Origin of the sequence: Streptomyces sp. NPDC046727 (assembly GCF_040645635.1) — a bacterium.
Taxonomy (GTDB): domain Bacteria; phylum Actinomycetota; class Actinomycetes; order Streptomycetales; family Streptomycetaceae; genus Streptomyces.
Genome location: NZ_JBEYYR010000072.1, coordinates 1 through 16,687 on the forward strand (window position 1 = coordinate 1; position 16,687 = coordinate 16,687).

The window sequence follows — 16,687 nt, forward strand, 5'->3', positions numbered from 1 at the left end:
AAACGCCCGGTTACATACCGAACCCGGAAGCTAAGCCTCACAGCGCCGATGGTACTGCAGGGGGGACCCTGTGGGAGAGTAGGACACCGCCGAACTCCTTTTGAAGCTCCGGCTCTTGGGCACTGCCCAGGGGCCGGAGCTTTTTTGCGTTGAGGTAAGGTCAGTGGGCATCATTGGCTCGTTTCGCACAGGAGGCCCCCGGGTGGAGGTCCAGGAGACCCGTGTCCAGACAGACCGGGTCCTCACCATCCCCAACATCCTCAGCATGGCGCGGCTCGTCGGCGTACCCCTGTTCCTGTGGTTGATCCTCAGGCCGGAGTTCGGCGGCCCGAAGAGCGATGGCTGGGCCCTCCTGATCCTGGCCCTCAGCGGGGTCAGTGACTATCTTGATGGCAAGCTCGCCCGGCGCTGGAATCAGATCAGCAGCCTCGGCCGGCTTCTCGATCCCGCCGCCGACCGCCTCTACGTGCTTTCCACGCTGGTCGGTCTCACCTGGCGGGAGATCCTGCCGATCTGGCTCACCGCGCTGCTGCTGGTGCGAGAACTGGTTCTCCTGGTGATGGTGGGCATCCTCCGCCGGCACGGGTATCCGCCGCCGCAGGTGAACTTCCTCGGGAAGGCTGCAACCTTCAACCTGATGTACGCCTTCCCGCTCCTGCTCCTCAGTGACGGAAGTGGTTGGATCGCGTCACTCGCTGCCATTTTCGGATGGGCGTTCGCCGGATGGGGTACAACCCTCTACTGGTGGGCAGGAGTGCTCTACGTGGTACAGGTCCGCCGATTGGTTCGGGCGGACGCCATGGCCGATTGAGCTCGGCGATTGTCCAGAGCTAACGCCTCGATGGCCCGCGGTGGAAAAGTGCGGGACAATCTGGACGGGTGAAGTCGGCTAGACCGTCGTCTCTTGGAGGAGGACGCTTCCGACATGAAGGCCGTCGTGATGGCCGGGGGCGAAGGCACCCGCCTGCGCCCCATGACCTCTAGCATGCCCAAGCCGCTCCTGCCCGTGGCGAACCGCCCGATCATGGAGCACGTGCTACGGCTGCTCAAAAGGCACGGGCTCACCGAGACCGTTGTCACCGTTCAGTTCCTGGCATCGCTCGTCAAGAACTATTTCGGCGACGGCGAAGAGCTCGGCATGGAGCTCACCTATGCCAATGAGGAGAAGCCACTCGGTACCGCCGGAAGCGTCAAGAACGCCGAAGAGGCGTTGAAGGACGATGCTTTCCTCGTCATCTCCGGTGATGCCCTGACCGACTTCGACCTCACGGAGCTGATCAATTTCCACAAGGAGAAGGGCGCGCTGGTCACGGTCTGTCTGACCCGCGTGCCCAATCCGCTGGAGTTCGGCATCACCATCGTCGACGAGGAGGGCAAGGTCGAACGCTTCCTGGAGAAGCCGACCTGGGGGCAGGTCTTCTCCGACACGGTGAACACGGGCATCTACGTCATGGAGCCCGAGGTCTTCAACTACGTCGAAGCCGATGTTCCGGTCGACTGGTCCGGTGATGTCTTCCCGCAGCTGATGAAGGAGGGCAAGCCGGTCTACGGCTATGTCGCCGAGGGCTACTGGGAGGACGTCGGCACGCACGAGAGCTATGTGAAGGCCCAGGCGGACGTCCTCGAGGGCAAGGTCAACGTCGACATCGACGGCTTCGAGCTGTCGCCGGGTGTGTGGGTGGCCGAGGGCGCCGAGGTACATCCCGACGCGGTGCTGCGCGGGCCGCTGTACATCGGCGACTACGCGAAGGTCGAGGCCGGCGCGGAGATCCGTGAGCACACCGTCGTGGGCTCGAACGTCGTCGTCAAGAGCGGTGCCTTCCTGCACAAGGCCGTCGTGCACGACAACGTCTACGTCGGGCAGCACAGCAATCTGCGTGGCTGCGTCGTCGGCAAGAACACCGACATCATGCGGGCCGCCCGGATCGAGGACGGCGCCGTCATCGGTGACGAGTGCCTGATCGGTGAGGAATCGATCGTTCAGGGCAATGTCCGTGTGTACCCGTTCAAGACCATCGAGGCCGGTGCCTTCGTCAACACCTCGGTGATCTGGGAGTCCCGGGGGCAGGCCCATCTGTTCGGCGCCCGCGGTGTCTCCGGCATCCTGAACGTGGAGATCACGCCTGAGCTGGCGGTGCGGCTGGCGGGCGCCTACGCGACGACCCTGAAGAAGGGCTCCACCGTCACCACGGCCCGCGATCACTCCCGGGGTGCCCGGGCGCTCAAGCGGGCGGTGATCTCCGCACTCCAGGCCAGCGCCATCGACGTACGGGACCTGGAGAACGTACCGCTGCCCGTGGCCCGGCAGCAGACCGCGCGCGGCAGCGCCGGCGGCATCATGATCCGGACCTCGCCGGGTGTCCCGGACTCGGTCGACATCATGTTCTTCGACGGTCAGGGCGCCGACCTCTCGCAGGGCAGCCAGCGCAAGCTGGACCGGGTGTTCGCGCGCCAGGAGTACCGGCGGGCGTTCCCCGGCGAGATCGGTGACCTCTACTTCCCGGCGAGCGTCTTCGACTCGTACACCGGATCGCTGCTGCGGAACGTCGACACGACCGGGATAGCGGAATCGGGTCTCAAGGTTGTCGTGGACGCTTCCAACGGCAGTGCTGGGCTCGTGCTGCCCAGCCTGCTCGGGAAGCTCGGCGTGGACTCGCTGACCATCAACCCCGGTCTGGACGAGTCCCGGCCCACGGAGACGGCCGAGATGCGGCGGAGCGGGCTGGTGCGGCTCGGGGAGATCGTGGCGTCCTCGGGTGCGGCGTTCGGTGTCCGGTTCGACCCCGTCGGCGAGCGGCTGTCGCTCGTGGACGAGAAGGGCCGGATCATCGAGGACGACCGGGCGCTGCTGGTGATGCTGGACCTGGTGGCCGCCGAGCGGCGCAGCGGGCGGGTGGCGCTGCCGGTCACCACGACGCGGATCGCCGAGCAGGTGGCCGCCTATCACGGCACGCAGGTCGAGTGGACGACCACCTCGCCGGACGACCTCACGCGCGTGGGACGCGAGGAGGGCACCATCTTCGGCGGTGACGGCAAGGGCGGGTTCATCGTCCCCGAGTTCAGCAGTGTGTACGACGGCACCGCGGCCTTCGTACGTCTCATCGGGCTGGTCGCACGAACGCAGCTCACGCTGAGCCAGATCGACGCCCGGATCCCGCGGGCGCACGTCCTCAAGCGGGACCTGGCGACGCCGTGGGCGGTCAAGGGTCTGGTGATGCGGAGGGTGGTCGAGGCCGCAGGGGACCGCTCTGTCGACACAACCGACGGTGTGCGGGTCGTGGAGACGGACGGGCGCTGGGTGATGGTGCTGCCCGACCCGGCCGAGGCGGTCACCCACCTGTGGGCGGAGGGGCCCGACGACGCCTCCGCGCAGGCCCTGCTGGACGAGTGGTCGGCCGTCGTGGACAGCGCCGGCCGGTAACCCCCGGCGGCTCAGGACGGCAAAAGCCGCTGCACGCGTGCGTGCCGGACAAGTGTCCCCCAAGGGGGCCTGTCCGGCACGCCGGTGGGGCCGTTCGGAGGTACAGCTCGCGACATGCGACGATGTGCGGCATGCCGCAGCAACCCCCCGTTCGGAGCAGCCCCGCGCGGCCGCAGCGCCCGGACGCCTCCATGTCGTTGATCACCAACGTCATGGACCACAGCCTCGACGACGGATACGCCGAGGCGGCTGCCCGGAAGCAGTCCCAGGGTGAGGGCGGCGGTCTGCCGAAGACGCTCCGGGCCAAGCTGGGCCTGGCCGCCGGTCTGGTCCTCGCCGCGCTGGTCGTGACCGTGGGGGCGGCACAGGCGCGGGTGTCGGCGCCGGTGGTGGCCAAGGAGCGCCAGGAGCTGATCGACCGTATCGACAGCGAGACGGCGGACGCCGACAAGCTCGAAAGCACCGTCGACAAGCTGCGCGACGACGTCAGCGCGCGCCAGCGGGCGGCCCTGAAGTCGAGCGGCGGCAGCGCCGAGGCGGATCTGGCGGGCCTGCTGTCGGGCGCCACCGCGGTGCACGGCCCCGGTGTCAAGCTCGTGGTCGACGACGCCAAGGAGTCCAGCGCCGGCGGTGAAGGCTCCAACCCGAGGGAGACGTCGGGCTTCTCCGACACCGGCCGGGTGCGCGACCGCGACATGCAGCGCGTGATCAACGGACTGTGGGCCTCCGGGGCCGAGGCGATCTCCATCAACGGACAGCGGCTGACCGCCCTGTCCGCGATCAGGGCCGCGGGTGACGCGATACTGGTCGACAACAGGCCGCTGGTGCCGCCGTACACGGTGCTGGCGGTGGGGGACGGGGACAGGTTCAGCACCGGGTTCCAGAACAGCGCCGACGGCCTGTATCTGCATGCCCTGGAGGAGAACTACGGCATCCGCGCCACCATCTCCACGGAGAGCGACCTCCGGTTGCCCGCCGCGCCCAGTGTGATCGTACGTACAGCACAGCCGAAGTCCGAGAAAACCGAGAAGGGCACATCGTGATCGCCGTACTGGGCCTCGTCGTGGGAGTCGTGGCCGGCCTGTTGGTCCGGCCCGAGGTTCCGGCGGTCGTCGAGCCGTATCTGCCGATCGCCGTCGTCGCGGCGCTGGACGCCGTCTTCGGCGGTCTGCGGGCGATGCTGGACGGCATCTTCGACGACAAGGTCTTCGTGGTGTCGTTCCTGTCGAACGTGGTCGTCGCCGCCCTCATCGTGTTCCTGGGTGACAAGTTGGGCGTGGGCGCGCAGCTGTCCACGGGCGTGGTCGTGGTCCTGGGCATCCGGATCTTCTCCAACGCCGCGGCGATCCGGCGACACGTGTTCCGGGCGTGACATCCATGAGCGAGCAGAACGACCGGGACGACCGGAACGAGCGGCCGGAGAACCGGCTGCGCAAGGAGCTGCCGGCCGAGGTGCCCCCGCCCGTGCCCGCGGGCGGGCAGACGGCCCAGGAGCAGCCCCAGCAGCCACTCACGGGCCGCCAGCGGCTCGTCAAGGGCCTGTGGCCGCCGCGCTTCACCCGGGCCCAACTCATCGTGGCACTGCTGCTGTTCGGCCTCGGCTTCGGCCTGGCCGTGCAGGTGGCGTCCAACAGCGACACCGACAGCGCGCTGCGCGGAGCACGCCAGGAAGATCTTGTGCGCATTCTCGATGAACTGGATTCGCGTACTCAGCGTCTTGAGGACGAGAAGCAGGGACTCGAGAAGCAGCGTCAGGAACTGCAGAGCAGCTCCGACCAGGCCGCGGAGGCACGCAGGCAGACCGCCGAGAAGGAGAGACAACTCGGCATCCTCGCGGGCACCGTGGCTGCGCAGGGTCCCGGCATCACCATGACGATCGAGGACACGAAGGGGACGGTCCAGGCGGACATGCTGCTCGACGCGATCCAGGAGTTGCGCGCGGCCGGCGCGGAGGCGATCCAGGTCAACGGGGTCCGGGTGGTCGCCGGGACCTACTTCACCGACTCCGGCAAGACGGTGAGCGTCGACGGGAACAAGATCAACGCCCCCTATCGTTTCAAGGTCATCGGCAAGCCGCAGGACCTTGAGCCGGCGCTGAACATCCCGGGAGGCGTGGTGCAGACCTTGGAGAAGGAGCAGGCCACGGTGACGGTCGAGCGGTCCGACAAGATCGTCGTGGACGCCTTGCGACAGGCGAAGCGGCCTGACTACGCTCGGTCGTCCTCCCAGTGAACCGGCGGTGCATGGTGGCCGTCCGGCAGGGGCATGAGGTTGCGGGGGGTCGGCGCACCGAAGAGGTGGTGCGTGGTGGAAACTGTCTGGTGGATACGGACGTTGTGAGAATGTCCGGCTCGGCCGGTGTAGGCAATCAGGGTTCGTCCTGCCCCACGGGCGGGTCTGTTTCGGTCAAGGGGAATCGCCCGTGAAGTTGTTTGCGAAGTTGTTCGGCAAGAGCGCGCGAGAGGGCAGCGACAACGCGACCGCTCGTCATCGCGCACAGCCTGACGCGGAGGGCCAGCGCCCGCTGTTCCGGGACCAGGTCGCTGGTCCGGGCGGTGACATTTCCGGAGGTCAGGGCGCGGCGTCTGTTGACCCTGCCCAGTCCGGCGGCATAGGTTTCGGGCAACCGTCAACCTCAGGTGCGGGTGGAGGGTTTGCCTCCGGCCCGTACGCGTCCAACGCCCCGGCGGGGCAGCCGCGGCAGGAGGATCCGTCGATGTCGGTCCTGGTGTGTACGAGGTGCGGTAACCGGAATGCGGAGAACGCCCGGTTCTGCTCCAACTGTGGGGCGCCGCTGCGTCCCGGGATGGTGCCCGAGCGGGCCTCCGAGACGACGTCCACGATCTCGATCTCCGGGCTGGAGGCCTACGACTCCGAGGTCACCGGCCAGACGCAGATGCCGATGCTGTCGCCCGAGGCACAGGCCGCGGTGGACGCGCTGCCGATGGGCTCTGCGCTGCTGGTGGTGCGCCGCGGTCCGAACTCGGGCAGCCGGTTCCTGCTGGACAGCGACCTGACCACGGCCGGCCGTCATCCGCAGAGCGACATCTTCCTGGACGACGTGACGGTCTCCCGGCGGCACGTGGAGTTCCGGCGCTCCCCGGACGGCTCCTTCACGGTGGCCGACGTGGGCAGCCTGAACGGCACGTACGTCAACCGGGAGCGCATCGACCAGGTCGCTCTGTCGAACGGTGACGAGGTGCAGATCGGCAAGTACCGGCTGGTGTTCTACGCAAGCCGGCAGGGCATCTGACCCGCCCCCGGACTGACGTCCGGGGGGATCCCCAGGGAAGGTCCATGCTTCAAACACCGAGCGGCGGTGCCGGAAGCGGTACCGCCGCCAGGGACAGTGGGCTGATGAGCATCGGCACGGTGCTGAACGTGCTGCGCGACGAGTTCCCCGAAGTCACCATCTCCAAGATCCGTTTCCTGGAGTCGGAGGGGCTCATCGAGCCGCAGCGGACCCCGTCGGGGTACCGCAAGTTCAGCCCTGAGGACGTCGAGCGCCTCGGTCACGTCCTGCGGATGCAGCGGGACCACTATCTGCCGCTCAAGGTGATCCGCGAGCATCTGGACGCCGTACAGCGGGGCGAGGCCGCCCCGCTCCCCCTGGTCGGGCGCCAGCGCACCGCGGACGACGTGCCGGCGCCTGTGGAGGGGCCCACCGTCGCCCGGGTCGGCAAGGCCGAGCTGCTCGCCGCGGCGGACGTCGACGAGGCCGAGCTGAAGGAGTGGGAGTCCTACGGCCTCATCGCTCCCCTGGAGGACGGGGCCTACGACGCCGAGGCCGTCACCGTGGCCTCGCTCGTCTCCGAACTGGGCCGGTTCGGCATCGAGCCGCGGCACCTTCGGGTGATGAAGGCCGCCGCCGACCGTGAGGCGGGGCTGGTGGACCAGGTGGTGGCCCCGCTCAAGCGCCACCGCAACCCGCAGACCAGGGCACATGCCGAGGCCCGTACGAAGGAGCTGGCGGCCCTCACGGTGAGGCTGCACGCCGCCCTGGTGAAGACCGCTCTCGGGGTACGGCTGCCCTGAACCGGCGGGGGCCGGAGCGGCCGGATCGGGCACCTGTTCCCGGCCCGACTACCCAAACATCCCGGGCACGGCCTAGGGTTGCTGTGTGAACGAGCTCGATGTCGTAGGTGTCCGGGTCGAAATGCCCTCCAACCAACCGATCGTGCTCCTGCGCGAAGTGGGGGGCGACCGTTACCTCCCCATCTGGATCGGGCCGGGGGAGGCGACGGCGATCGCCTTCGCCCAGCAGGGCATGGCCCCCGCGCGACCGCTGACTCACGACCTGTTCAAGGACGTGCTGGAGGCCGTCGGCCAGGAGCTGACCGAAGTGCGCATCACCGATCTGCGGGAAGGGGTCTTCTACGCGGAGCTGGTGTTCGCCAGCGGAGTCGAGGTCAGCGCCCGGCCCTCCGATGCCATAGCGCTGGCCCTGCGCACCGGAACGCCGATCTACGGCAGTGACACGGTGCTGGACGATGCGGGCATCGCCATTCCGGACGAGCAAGAGGACGAGGTGGAGAAGTTCCGCGAGTTCCTCGACCAGATCTCGCCCGAGGACTTCGGCACCAGCAGCCAGTGAGACGCGCGGCAGGCCCGCCGACCGGGGTTTCCTCCGGGGCGGACGGCGGCTCCGCGCGGCCCGCGCCCCGGCAATTGCCTCCGGCCAGTGAGAGCGTCCTACGGCTCCCCGCGAGCGCATTCGGCTAGCCTTTCCCCGCGGTGGGACACGGGAAACCACTCCTAGGGTGATTATCACTCGGCGTGCCGAGTGTGGCGATCGTTGACGCACCCCTGGTGACTGCCTACCGTCGAGAAGGCAGGTCAAGGACGGAGGTCGGCGTGAGAACCAGCGGCGACAGTACGGCTGGGGATGCCCCCGGACGTGGTTTCGGGGAGAGCGGTTCGTACTCGCCCCCGAGTTCGCGGCTGCGCTCAGGTGGGGGACATGCCCATGCCGGCAGCGCGGTGGAGCACGCTCCGCAGCTGCCGACGGCGGTGCCGAACGGCGGAGGGGTGGCGTCCATGACGTCCGAGCAGATCGGCTACCGCGGGCCCACGGCCTGCGCGGCTGCCGGCATCACCTACCGGCAGCTCGACTACTGGGCCCGCACCGGTCTGGTCGAGCCCAGCGTGCGGCCCGCCTACGGGTCGGGCACCCAGCGTCTGTACAGCTTCCGGGACGTCGTCGTCCTGAAGATCGTGAAACGGTTCCTGGACACCGGGGTGTCGCTGCAGAACATCCGCACGGCCGTCCAGCACCTCAGGGAACGCGGTTTCCGCGACCTGGAGCGGATGACCCTGATGAGCGACGGCGCCACCGTGTACGAGTGCACCTCGCCGGACGAGGTCCATGCGCTGCTCCAGGGCGGTCAGGGCATCTTCGGCATCGCCGTCGGCGTGGTGTGGCGGGACGTGGAAAGCGCCCTCTCCCAGCTGCACGGCGAGCGCATCGACACCGGCGAGACCCTCGTCGGGCACAACCCCGCGGACGAGCTGGCGCGCCGCCGCAACCGGGCGGTCTGAGCGCCGGTCCCCCGGCAGGGGCGCTCCGGCACCACCGCATTGTCAGTGGCGTGGTGCAGCATCGGAGATGTGAGAAACGCGCCCACGATCCTGCATCTCGACATGGATGCCTTCTTCGCCTCGGTGGAGCAGGCGTCCAAGCCGAGCCTGCGCGGGAAGGCGGTCGTCGTGGGCGGCCTCGGACCGCGCGGGGTGGTGGCCACCGCGTCGTACGAGGCACGGGTTTTCGGGGTCCACTCGGCGATGCCCATGGCCCAGGCGCGCCGGCTGGCACCCAACGCGGCCTACCTGGAGCCGCGCTTCAGCCTGTACCGGGCGGTCAGCGACCAGGTGATGGCGCTGCTGCGGGAGCTGTCACCGCTGGTCGAGCCGCTCAGCCTGGACGAGGCGTTCGTGGATCTGGAGGCCGGGGAAGCCGCCTGGGACGAGGAGTCGGCGCGGCTGGCCGGGGCGAAGCTGCGCGCGGACATCCGGGCGGTCACCGGGCTCACCGGGTCGGTGGGGCTCGCCGCCTCCAAGATGCTCGCGAAGATCGCCTCCGAGCAGGCCAAGCCGGACGGTCTGACGCTGATCGAGCCGGGCACCGAGCGGGCGCTGCTGGGGCCGATGCCGGTGCGTACCCTGCCGGGGGTCGGGCCGGCCACCGGGGACCATCTGCGCAGGGCCGGGATCACCACGGTGGAGGAGCTGGCCGAGGCGGGTGAGGACGAGCTGGTCCGGCTGCTCGGCAAGGCGCACGGGCACGCTCTCCACGCCATGGCCCTGGCCCGGGACGAGCGGCCCGTGGTGGCGGAGCGGGAGGCCAAGTCGGTGTCGGTGGAGGACACGTACGCCGTGGACATCCACGACCGGCTGCGGGTCGGTCTGGAGGTGCAGCGGCTGGCCGACCGGTGCGTGCGGCGGCTGCGGGGGGCCGGGCTGTCCGGGCGGACGATCGTGCTGAAGGTGCGGCGGTACGACTTCTCCACCCTGACCCGCTCCGAGACCCTCAGAGGGCCCACGGACGATCCCGCGGTGATAAGGGAGGCGGCGGCTCGGCTGCTGGACTCCGTGGACACCACCGGTGGCGTGCGGCTGCTGGGGGTGGGGGTGTCCGGGCTTGCCGACTACACGCAGGAGGACCTGTTCGCGCAGGCCGCGCAGCCCTCGGGGGCGGCGGAGGAGTCCGAGAACATGGCGGCCGAGGCCGTGCCGGAGCCGCCGGAGCCCGCCGAACGGCAGTGGCGTGCCGGGCAGGACGTGCGGCACGCCGAGTGGGGCCCCGGGTGGGTGCAGGGGAGTGGGGTCGGGCGGGTCACCGTGCGGTTCGAGACGCCGCAGTCTCCTCCGGGGCGGGTGCGGACGTTCCTGGTCGGCGATCCCGCGCTGGAGGCCGCCGAGCCGCTGCCGTTGGTTCCGGGATCCGACCTCGTCCACGCACCCGCCCGACCCGGTCCGCCGAGCGGTGACCGACCCGGGGCTCCGCCCCGGGGGACCCCGGAGGAGACCCGCTATCAGGCATCCTCCGAGCCCGCCAGTTTGCCGAAGTCATGGTCCGGGACCCCGGGGGGTGAGGCCACGTCGAGGCCGTAGTGGTGGAGGAGCTGGAGTTCCTGTTCGGGGGAGAGGTGGCGGCCCACGCCGAAGTCGGGGGCGTCCTTGATCAGAGCGCGGTCGAAGGGGACGCGCAGGGTGCCTTCGACCAGCTCGCTGGGCTCCAGCGGGACGAAGGCGTCCCGGGAGAACAGGCCGGTCCGTATGGCCGCCCACTCGGGGTCGCCGGTCGCGTCGTCCAGGTACACCTCGTCGATGGTGCCGATCTTGGTGCCATTGCGGTCGAACGCCTTGCGGCCGATCAGGTTGCGCGGATCGATGTCGGTCTGCACGGGCCCTCTCCCTCCACATGGTCGCAACTCATCCGTAAGCACTACAAAAGAGCACATTCAAGGAGGCGGCCACTCGAAGGCCCTGGCGTTGACCTCGCTGGTAGGCTGACAGCGGCTGCTGATCCCGTGCGGGAGAGTCCTCCGACCACCTCGGAGGCGCCGAAGGAGCAAATCCTCCCCGGAATCTCTCAGGCTCATGTACCGCACGGACGAGGTCACTCTGGAAAGCAGGGCGGGTGTCGACGGCTCCCGCTCTCACCGACGGTGAAAGCCGGCGCCTTCGGGTGTCCGGTGAAGCTCTCAGGTTGAGATGACAGAGGGGGAGGCCGTCGGGGTACCCGCGCCGTGGTGCCCCTCGCAGGTCGCGTCAGACCAGGAGGCCTCCGCAATGACCGCCCATCGCATTCCGCTCTCCGAGCTCGAAGCGGGCACCCCGTTCGAGCAGCGCCACATCGGGCCCGACCAGGAGGCGCGGGCCAAGATGCTCGCGCAGGTCGGGTACGGCTCGCTCGACGAGCTGACCGCCGCCGCGGTCCCGGATGTGATCAAGAACGCCGACGCTCTGGACCTGCCGGGTGCCCGTACCGAGGCCGAGGTGCTCGCCGAGCTGCGCTCGCTCGCCGACCGCAACCAGGTCCTCGGCTCCATGATCGGCCTGGGCTACTACGGCACCTTCACGCCGCCCGTCGTCCTGCGCAACGTCATGGAGAACCCCGCCTGGTACACGGCCTACACGCCGTACCAGCCGGAGATCTCCCAGGGGCGGCTCGAAGCCCTGCTGAACTTCCAGACGATGGTCGCCGAGCTGACCGGTCTGCCCACCTCCGGCGCCTCCCTGCTGGACGAGGGCACGGCCGCCGCCGAGGCGATGGCGCTGTCCCGGCGCATGGGCAAGAACAAGAAGGGCCTGTTCCTGGTCGACGCGGACGCGCTGCCGCAGACCATCGCCGTCATCGAGACCCGGGCCGAGCCGACCGGCGTCGAGATCGTCGTCGCCGACCTCAGCGAGGGCATCCCGGCCGAGATCGCCGGGCGCGAGATCAACGGCGTGCTGATCCAGTACCCGGGCGCCTCCGGAGCCGTACGGGACATCAAGCCCGTCATCGAGCAGGCGCACGAGCTGGGCGCCCTGGTCACCGTCGCCGCGGACCTGCTCGCGCTGACCCTGCTGACCTCGCCGGGCGAGCTGGGCGCGGACATCGCGGTCGGCACCACCCAGCGCTTCGGTGTGCCGATGGGCTTCGGCGGGCCGCACGCCGGCTACATGGCCGTGCACGAGAAGTTCGCGCGCAGCCTCCCCGGCCGCCTCGTCGGCGTCTCCGTCGACGCCGACGGGAACAGGGCCTACCGGCTCGCGCTGCAGACCCGTGAGCAGCACATCCGCCGGGAGAAGGCGACCAGCAACATCTGCACCGCGCAGGTGCTGCTCGCCGTCATGGCCGGCATGTACGCCGTCTACCACGGGCCGGAGGGCCTGCGGACCATCGCCCGGCGGACGCACCGGTACGCCACGATCCTCGCCCAGGGGCTGACGGCCGCCGGTGTCGAGATCGTCCACGGCGCCTACTTCGACACGCTCACCGCGCGCGTGCCCGGCAAGGCCGCCGAGATCGCCGCCGCCGCCCGGGCGGGCGGGGTCAACCTGCGCCTGGTCGACGCCGACCACGTCTCCATGGCCTGCGACGAGACCACCAACCGGGCCCAGCTGGCCGCCGTCTTCGCCGCCTTCGGCGTCGAGGCCGACATCGAGGCGCTGGACGCGACCGCCGAGGACACCCTGCCCGAGGCGCTGCTGCGCACCGACGACTACCTCACCCACCCGGTCTTCCAGCAGCACCGCTCCGAGACCGCGATGCTGCGCTACCTGCGCAGGCTGGCCGACCGCGACTACGCGCTCGACCGCGGCATGATCCCGCTGGGCTCCTGCACCATGAAGCTCAACGCCACCACGGAGATGGAGCCGGTCACCTGGCCCGAGTTCGGCCAGCTGCACCCGTTCGCCCCCGCCGAGCAGGCCCAGGGCTACCTCACGCTCATCCACGAGCTGGAGGACCGGCTGGCCGAGGTCACCGGCTACGACAAGGTCTCCCTCCAGCCGAACGCCGGTTCGCAGGGCGAGCTGGCCGGTCTGCTGGCCGTCCGCGGCTACCACCGTGCCAACGGCGACGAGCAGCGCACCGTCTGCCTGATCCCGTCCTCCGCGCACGGCACCAACGCGGCCAGCGCCGTGATGGCCGGCATGAAGGTCGTCGTCGTCAAGACCGCCGAGGACGGCGAGATCGACGTAGAGGACCTGCGGGCCAAGATCGAGCAGTACCGCGACGAGCTGGCCGTGCTGATGATCACCTACCCGTCGACGCACGGTGTGTTCGAGGAGCACGTCGCCGACATCTGCGCCCAGGTCCACGAGGCCGGCGGCCAGGTCTACGTCGACGGCGCCAACCTCAACGCGCTCGTCGGCCTCGCCAAGCCGGGCCACTTCGGCGGTGACGTCTCGCACCTGAACCTGCACAAGACGTTCTGCATCCCGCACGGCGGCGGCGGTCCGGGCGTCGGCCCGGTCGCGGTCCGCGCGCACCTGGCGCCGTACCTGCCGAACCACCCGCTGCAGCCGGAGGCCGGCCCGGAGACGGGAGTGGGCCCGATCTCCGCGGCCCCCTGGGGCAGCGCGGGCATCCTGCCCATCTCGTGGGCGTACGTCCGTCTGATGGGCGGCGAGGGCCTCAAGCGGGCCACGCAGGTGGCCGTGCTGTCGGCGAACTACATCGCCAAGCGCCTGGAGCCGCACTACCCGGTGCTCTACACCGGCCCCGGCGGCCTGGTCGCGCACGAGTGCATCATCGACCTGCGCCCGCTGACCAAGACGACCGGCGTGACCGTGGACGACGTGGCCAAGCGCCTGATCGACTACGGCTTCCACGCGCCGACGATGTCGTTCCCGGTGGCCGGCACGCTGATGATCGAGCCGACCGAGTCCGAGGACCTCACCGAGCTGGACCGTTTCTGCGATGCGATGATCGCCATCCGCGCGGAGATCGAGAAGGCCGGCTCGGGCGAGTGGCCCGCGGAGGACAACCCGCTGCGGAACGCCCCGCACACCGCCGCCGCGCTCGGCGGGGAGTGGACGCACGCCTACAGCCGCGAGGAGGCCGTCTTCCCGGCCGGCGTCTCGGCCGCCGACAAGTACTGGCCACCGGTGCGCCGCATCGACCAGGCCTTCGGCGACCGCAACCTGGTGTGCTCCTGCCCGCCGCTGGACGCCTACGAGGACTGAGTGAGCGAGAGTGAGGGCCCCGTCCGTGCGAGCGGACGGGGCCCTCACCCGTTACTGGGCCGTCACCAGGGACACCTCGGTCGCCTTGATCAGGGCGATGACGTCGGAGCCCACGAACAGGCCGAGGTCGCCGACCGCGTCCTTCGTGATCACGGCGGTGATCTCGCCGAGGGCCAGGGAGACCTTCACGGAGGCCATGGCCTCGCCGGTGGTGAGCTGGGCGATGGTGCCGGGCAGCTGGTTGCGGATCGACAGGCCCTCGACCCGCTGGGTGGCGAGGGAGACCTCGGTCGCCTTCACCAGAGCGCGTACGGGTGTGCCGGGGGCGAGGGCGAGCTGCTCGGCGGCCTCCAGGGTGATGGCGGCCGTGAGGTGCGGGCCGCCGTCCAGCCGGACCTTGACGGTGGCCATGACCTCGCCGGGGTGGACCTCGGTGACGGTGCCGGGAAGCTGGTTGCGGATGCTCAGGGTCATGGGCACCCACCGTAGAGTGCCGGTCCGGTCAGGCCGGGTATGCGTGGGTCTGCGTCGCCTTGACCGTCGCCCAGACCGGTGCACCCGGACGCAGGTCCAGCTCGGCGGCGGCGACCGTCGTCAGATCCGCCGCGAGCGGTAGCTCGCCGGTGAGGCCGGCGCGGATCTGGTCGCCGTGCGTCTCCAGGCCGGCGACCTCGCAGCGCCACAGGTTGCGGGCGCTGGCGCCGGAGGGCCGGTCCCGGAAGAGGGTCACGGCGGACGGCGGGAACGCCACGAAGACCGGGCCGGACATTTCCTCCGTGGTGGTGATCGAGGGCCCCGCGTCCAGTCGTACCGTGTGGCCCGCGGCCTGGCCCCGGTAGAGGTTGAGGCCGACGAGCTGGGCGATGTAGTCCGTGCGCGGGTGGCGGGCGATGTCGGCGGGGGTGCCCTCCTGGACGACCCGGCCGTGCTCCACGACCACCAGCCGGTCCGCGAGCACCATCGCGTCCAGCGGGTCGTGGGTGACCAGCACGGAGACCGCCTCGAACTCGGCCAGATGGTGGCGGAGCCGGGCGCGGACCTCCAGGCGGGTGCGGGCGTCCAGGGCGGCCAGCGGTTCGTCCAGCAGGAGCAGCCGGGGCCGGGTGGCCAGGGCGCGGGCGAGGGCCACGCGCTGGGCCTGGCCGCCGGAGAGGCGACGCGGTTTCGCGCCCGCGTGGGGTGTCAGGCCCATGCGGTCCAGCCAGGCCGCGGCCTGGGCGCGGGCCTCGGCCTTGCTCGCGCCCCGGCAGCGGGGGCCGAAGGCGACGTTGTCCAGGGCGGACAGGTGGGGGAAGAGCAGGTAGTCCTGGAAGACGACGCCGACCGGGCGGGACTCCGGGGGCGTGCGTTCCAGCGAGGTGCCGTCCAGGCGCAGGTGGCCGTCGGTGAGGGGGGTGAGACCGGCGAGGGCGCGCAGGGCGGTGGTCTTGCCCGCGCCGTTGGGGCCTAGGAGGGCGAGGACGTCCCCTGGGGCGGCCGTCAGGGCTACGTCCAGGCGGAAGGCGCCTCTGTCGACGATCAGGTGGGCGTCCAGGCCGGTTGCCGACTGCGGCTGGGTGGTGGGGTGCCCGCCTTCGGCCGGATCGGTGTTCCCACCCGAACCAGCCGTGCGGCTTTCGTCGTCGGGTGCAGATGGCCCCTGCAGGGGCTGACCGCCGTCGGCGGCCGCGGGCCGGGGGTGCGTCACGATGCGTCGTCCGTCGTCGTCATGATGTCGTCATCCAGCGGTCCCTGAGACCCGCCAGTACCGCGATCGACACGGTCAGCAGGACCAGGCTGAGGGCGATGGCGGCCTCGGGGTCGTTCTGCAGGGCGAGGTAGACCGCGAGGGGCATGGTCTGGGTACGGCCGGGGAAGTTGCCCGCGAACGTGATCGTCGCCCCGAACTCGCCGAGCGCCCGGGCCCAGGCCAGGACCGAGCCCGCGGCGATGCCGGGGGCGATCAGCGGCAGGGTGACCCGGCGGAACGCGGTGAAGCGGGAGGCGCCCAGCGTGGTCGCCGCCTCCTCGTAGCGCGGGTCGGCGGCGCGCAGTGTGCCCTCGACACTGATCACCAGGAACGGCATCGCCACGAACGCCTCCGCGATCACGACCCCGGTGGTGGTGAACGGCAGGGTGATCCCGAACCACGCGTCGAGCCACTGGCCGATGACACCGTTGCGGCCCAGGGCGAGGAGGAGGGCGACACCGCCGACCACCGGGGGCAGCACGAGCGGCAGGGTCACCAGCGCCCGTACGAGGCCCCGGCCGGGGAACTCCGTACGGGCCAGCAGCCAGGCCAGCGGCACCCCGAGGACGATGCTGACCGCCGTCGCCGCGGTGGCGCTGATCAGCGACAGCTGGAGCGCCTGCCACACCTCGGTGCCGGTCAGCTGCCCCGGCAGGCTGCGCCAGGGCGCGCGCACGAGCAGCGCGAGCAGCGGCAGCAGAAGGAACGCCAGGGCGAGCACGCCCGGGAGCAGCAGCGGCAACGGCACCCCGCGTCGGCCCCCCGGCCTTCCGCGCCGGTTCCGTCACCGGGGTGGACGCAGTGGCCGGCGGTCCACACGGTGTTCTTGTTGGCGGTGACGATGGACGATCCGCTGCAGC

General features: G+C 70.3%; 15 protein-coding genes, 1 rRNA gene and 1 riboswitch. Of the genes, 12 read left to right on the plus strand and 4 right to left on the minus strand.

Annotated elements, in window-relative coordinates; genetic code table 11:
• The 11 genes from rrf to ABZ937_RS42200 form a co-directional block, all read left to right on the plus strand.
• Positions 1 to 95 (plus strand): 5S ribosomal RNA (rrf, locus tag ABZ937_RS42150); the annotation flags it as partial.
• 107 nt (positions 96 to 202) lie between these two features.
• On the plus strand, positions 203 to 811 hold the full coding sequence (locus tag ABZ937_RS42155; protein ID WP_361700822.1) for a CDP-alcohol phosphatidyltransferase family protein: 609 nt from the start codon (positions 203 to 205) through the stop codon (positions 809 to 811).
• A gap of 114 nt (positions 812 to 925) precedes the next feature.
• Positions 926 to 3,421 carry a mannose-1-phosphate guanyltransferase gene (locus ABZ937_RS42160; protein WP_361700825.1) on the plus strand — a complete coding sequence of 832 codons (2,496 nt, stop codon included), beginning with the start codon at positions 926 to 928 and terminating at the stop codon, positions 3,419 to 3,421.
• A 131-nt stretch (positions 3,422 to 3,552) separates the two neighbouring features.
• The gene (locus ABZ937_RS42165) at positions 3,553 to 4,464 is read left to right on the plus strand and encodes a DUF881 domain-containing protein (RefSeq protein ID WP_361700827.1); all 912 of its coding nucleotides are present in this window, start codon (positions 3,553 to 3,555) and stop codon (positions 4,462 to 4,464) included.
• Positions 4,461 to 4,793, plus strand: a complete 333-nt coding sequence (locus ABZ937_RS42170) for a small basic family protein (protein WP_003988855.1) — start codon at positions 4,461 to 4,463, stop codon at positions 4,791 to 4,793. The genes ABZ937_RS42165 and ABZ937_RS42170 overlap by 4 nt, the downstream gene beginning before the upstream one ends.
• Positions 4,794 to 4,798: 5 nt before the next feature.
• Positions 4,799 to 5,653, plus strand: a complete 855-nt coding sequence (locus tag ABZ937_RS42175; protein ID WP_361700830.1) for a DUF881 domain-containing protein — start codon at positions 4,799 to 4,801, stop codon at positions 5,651 to 5,653.
• 190 nt (positions 5,654 to 5,843) lie between these two features.
• Complete coding sequence (locus ABZ937_RS42180) at positions 5,844 to 6,674, plus strand: FHA domain-containing protein (protein ID WP_361700833.1); 831 nt, start codon at positions 5,844 to 5,846, stop codon at positions 6,672 to 6,674.
• 44 nt (positions 6,675 to 6,718) lie between these two features.
• A complete protein-coding gene (locus ABZ937_RS42185; protein WP_361700835.1) occupies positions 6,719 to 7,456 on the plus strand; it encodes a MerR family transcriptional regulator in 738 nt (245 codons plus the stop codon).
• Between the two features lie 85 nt (positions 7,457 to 7,541).
• Complete coding sequence (locus tag ABZ937_RS42190; protein ID WP_026253112.1) at positions 7,542 to 8,015, plus strand: bifunctional nuclease family protein; 474 nt, start codon at positions 7,542 to 7,544, stop codon at positions 8,013 to 8,015.
• Positions 8,016 to 8,275: 260 nt separating this feature from the next.
• Positions 8,276 to 8,959: a MerR family transcriptional regulator gene (locus ABZ937_RS42195; RefSeq protein ID WP_361700837.1), complete on the plus strand. Its 684-nt coding sequence runs from the start codon at positions 8,276 to 8,278 to the stop codon at positions 8,957 to 8,959.
• 69 nt (positions 8,960 to 9,028) lie between these two features.
• Positions 9,029 to 10,531: a DNA polymerase IV gene (locus tag ABZ937_RS42200; protein ID WP_361700839.1), complete on the plus strand. Its 1,503-nt coding sequence runs from the start codon at positions 9,029 to 9,031 to the stop codon at positions 10,529 to 10,531.
• Here ABZ937_RS42200 and ABZ937_RS42205 read toward each other — a convergent pair.
• Complete coding sequence (locus ABZ937_RS42205; protein WP_361700842.1) at positions 10,453 to 10,824, minus strand: PRC-barrel domain-containing protein; 372 nt, start codon at positions 10,822 to 10,824, stop codon at positions 10,453 to 10,455. The two genes, ABZ937_RS42200 and ABZ937_RS42205, sit on opposite strands and share 79 nt — an antisense overlap.
• A 119-nt stretch (positions 10,825 to 10,943) precedes the next feature.
• A riboswitch (glycine riboswitch) is annotated at positions 10,944 to 11,038 on the plus strand.
• 174 nt (positions 11,039 to 11,212) lie between these two features.
• On the opposite strand from ABZ937_RS42205, the gene gcvP reads away from it, so the two are divergent.
• Positions 11,213 to 14,098 carry an aminomethyl-transferring glycine dehydrogenase gene (gene gcvP / locus ABZ937_RS42210; RefSeq protein ID WP_361700844.1) on the plus strand — a complete coding sequence of 962 codons (2,886 nt, stop codon included), beginning with the start codon at positions 11,213 to 11,215 and terminating at the stop codon, positions 14,096 to 14,098.
• A 51-nt stretch (positions 14,099 to 14,149) separates the two neighbouring features.
• Here gcvP and ABZ937_RS42215 read toward each other — a convergent pair whose 3' ends face one another.
• The 3 genes from ABZ937_RS42215 to modB form a co-directional block, all read right to left on the minus strand.
• The gene (locus ABZ937_RS42215) at positions 14,150 to 14,572 is read right to left on the minus strand and encodes a TOBE domain-containing protein (RefSeq protein ID WP_361700847.1); all 423 of its coding nucleotides are present in this window, start codon (positions 14,570 to 14,572) and stop codon (positions 14,150 to 14,152) included.
• A gap of 28 nt (positions 14,573 to 14,600) precedes the next feature.
• The gene (locus tag ABZ937_RS42220; protein ID WP_361700853.1) at positions 14,601 to 15,632 is read right to left on the minus strand and encodes an ABC transporter ATP-binding protein; all 1,032 of its coding nucleotides are present in this window, start codon (positions 15,630 to 15,632) and stop codon (positions 14,601 to 14,603) included.
• A gap of 172 nt (positions 15,633 to 15,804) precedes the next feature.
• Positions 15,805 to 16,575 carry a molybdate ABC transporter permease subunit gene (gene modB / locus ABZ937_RS42225; RefSeq protein ID WP_361700850.1) on the minus strand — a complete coding sequence of 257 codons (771 nt, stop codon included), beginning with the start codon at positions 16,573 to 16,575 and terminating at the stop codon, positions 15,805 to 15,807.
• Positions 16,576 to 16,687: the final 112 nt, after the last annotated feature.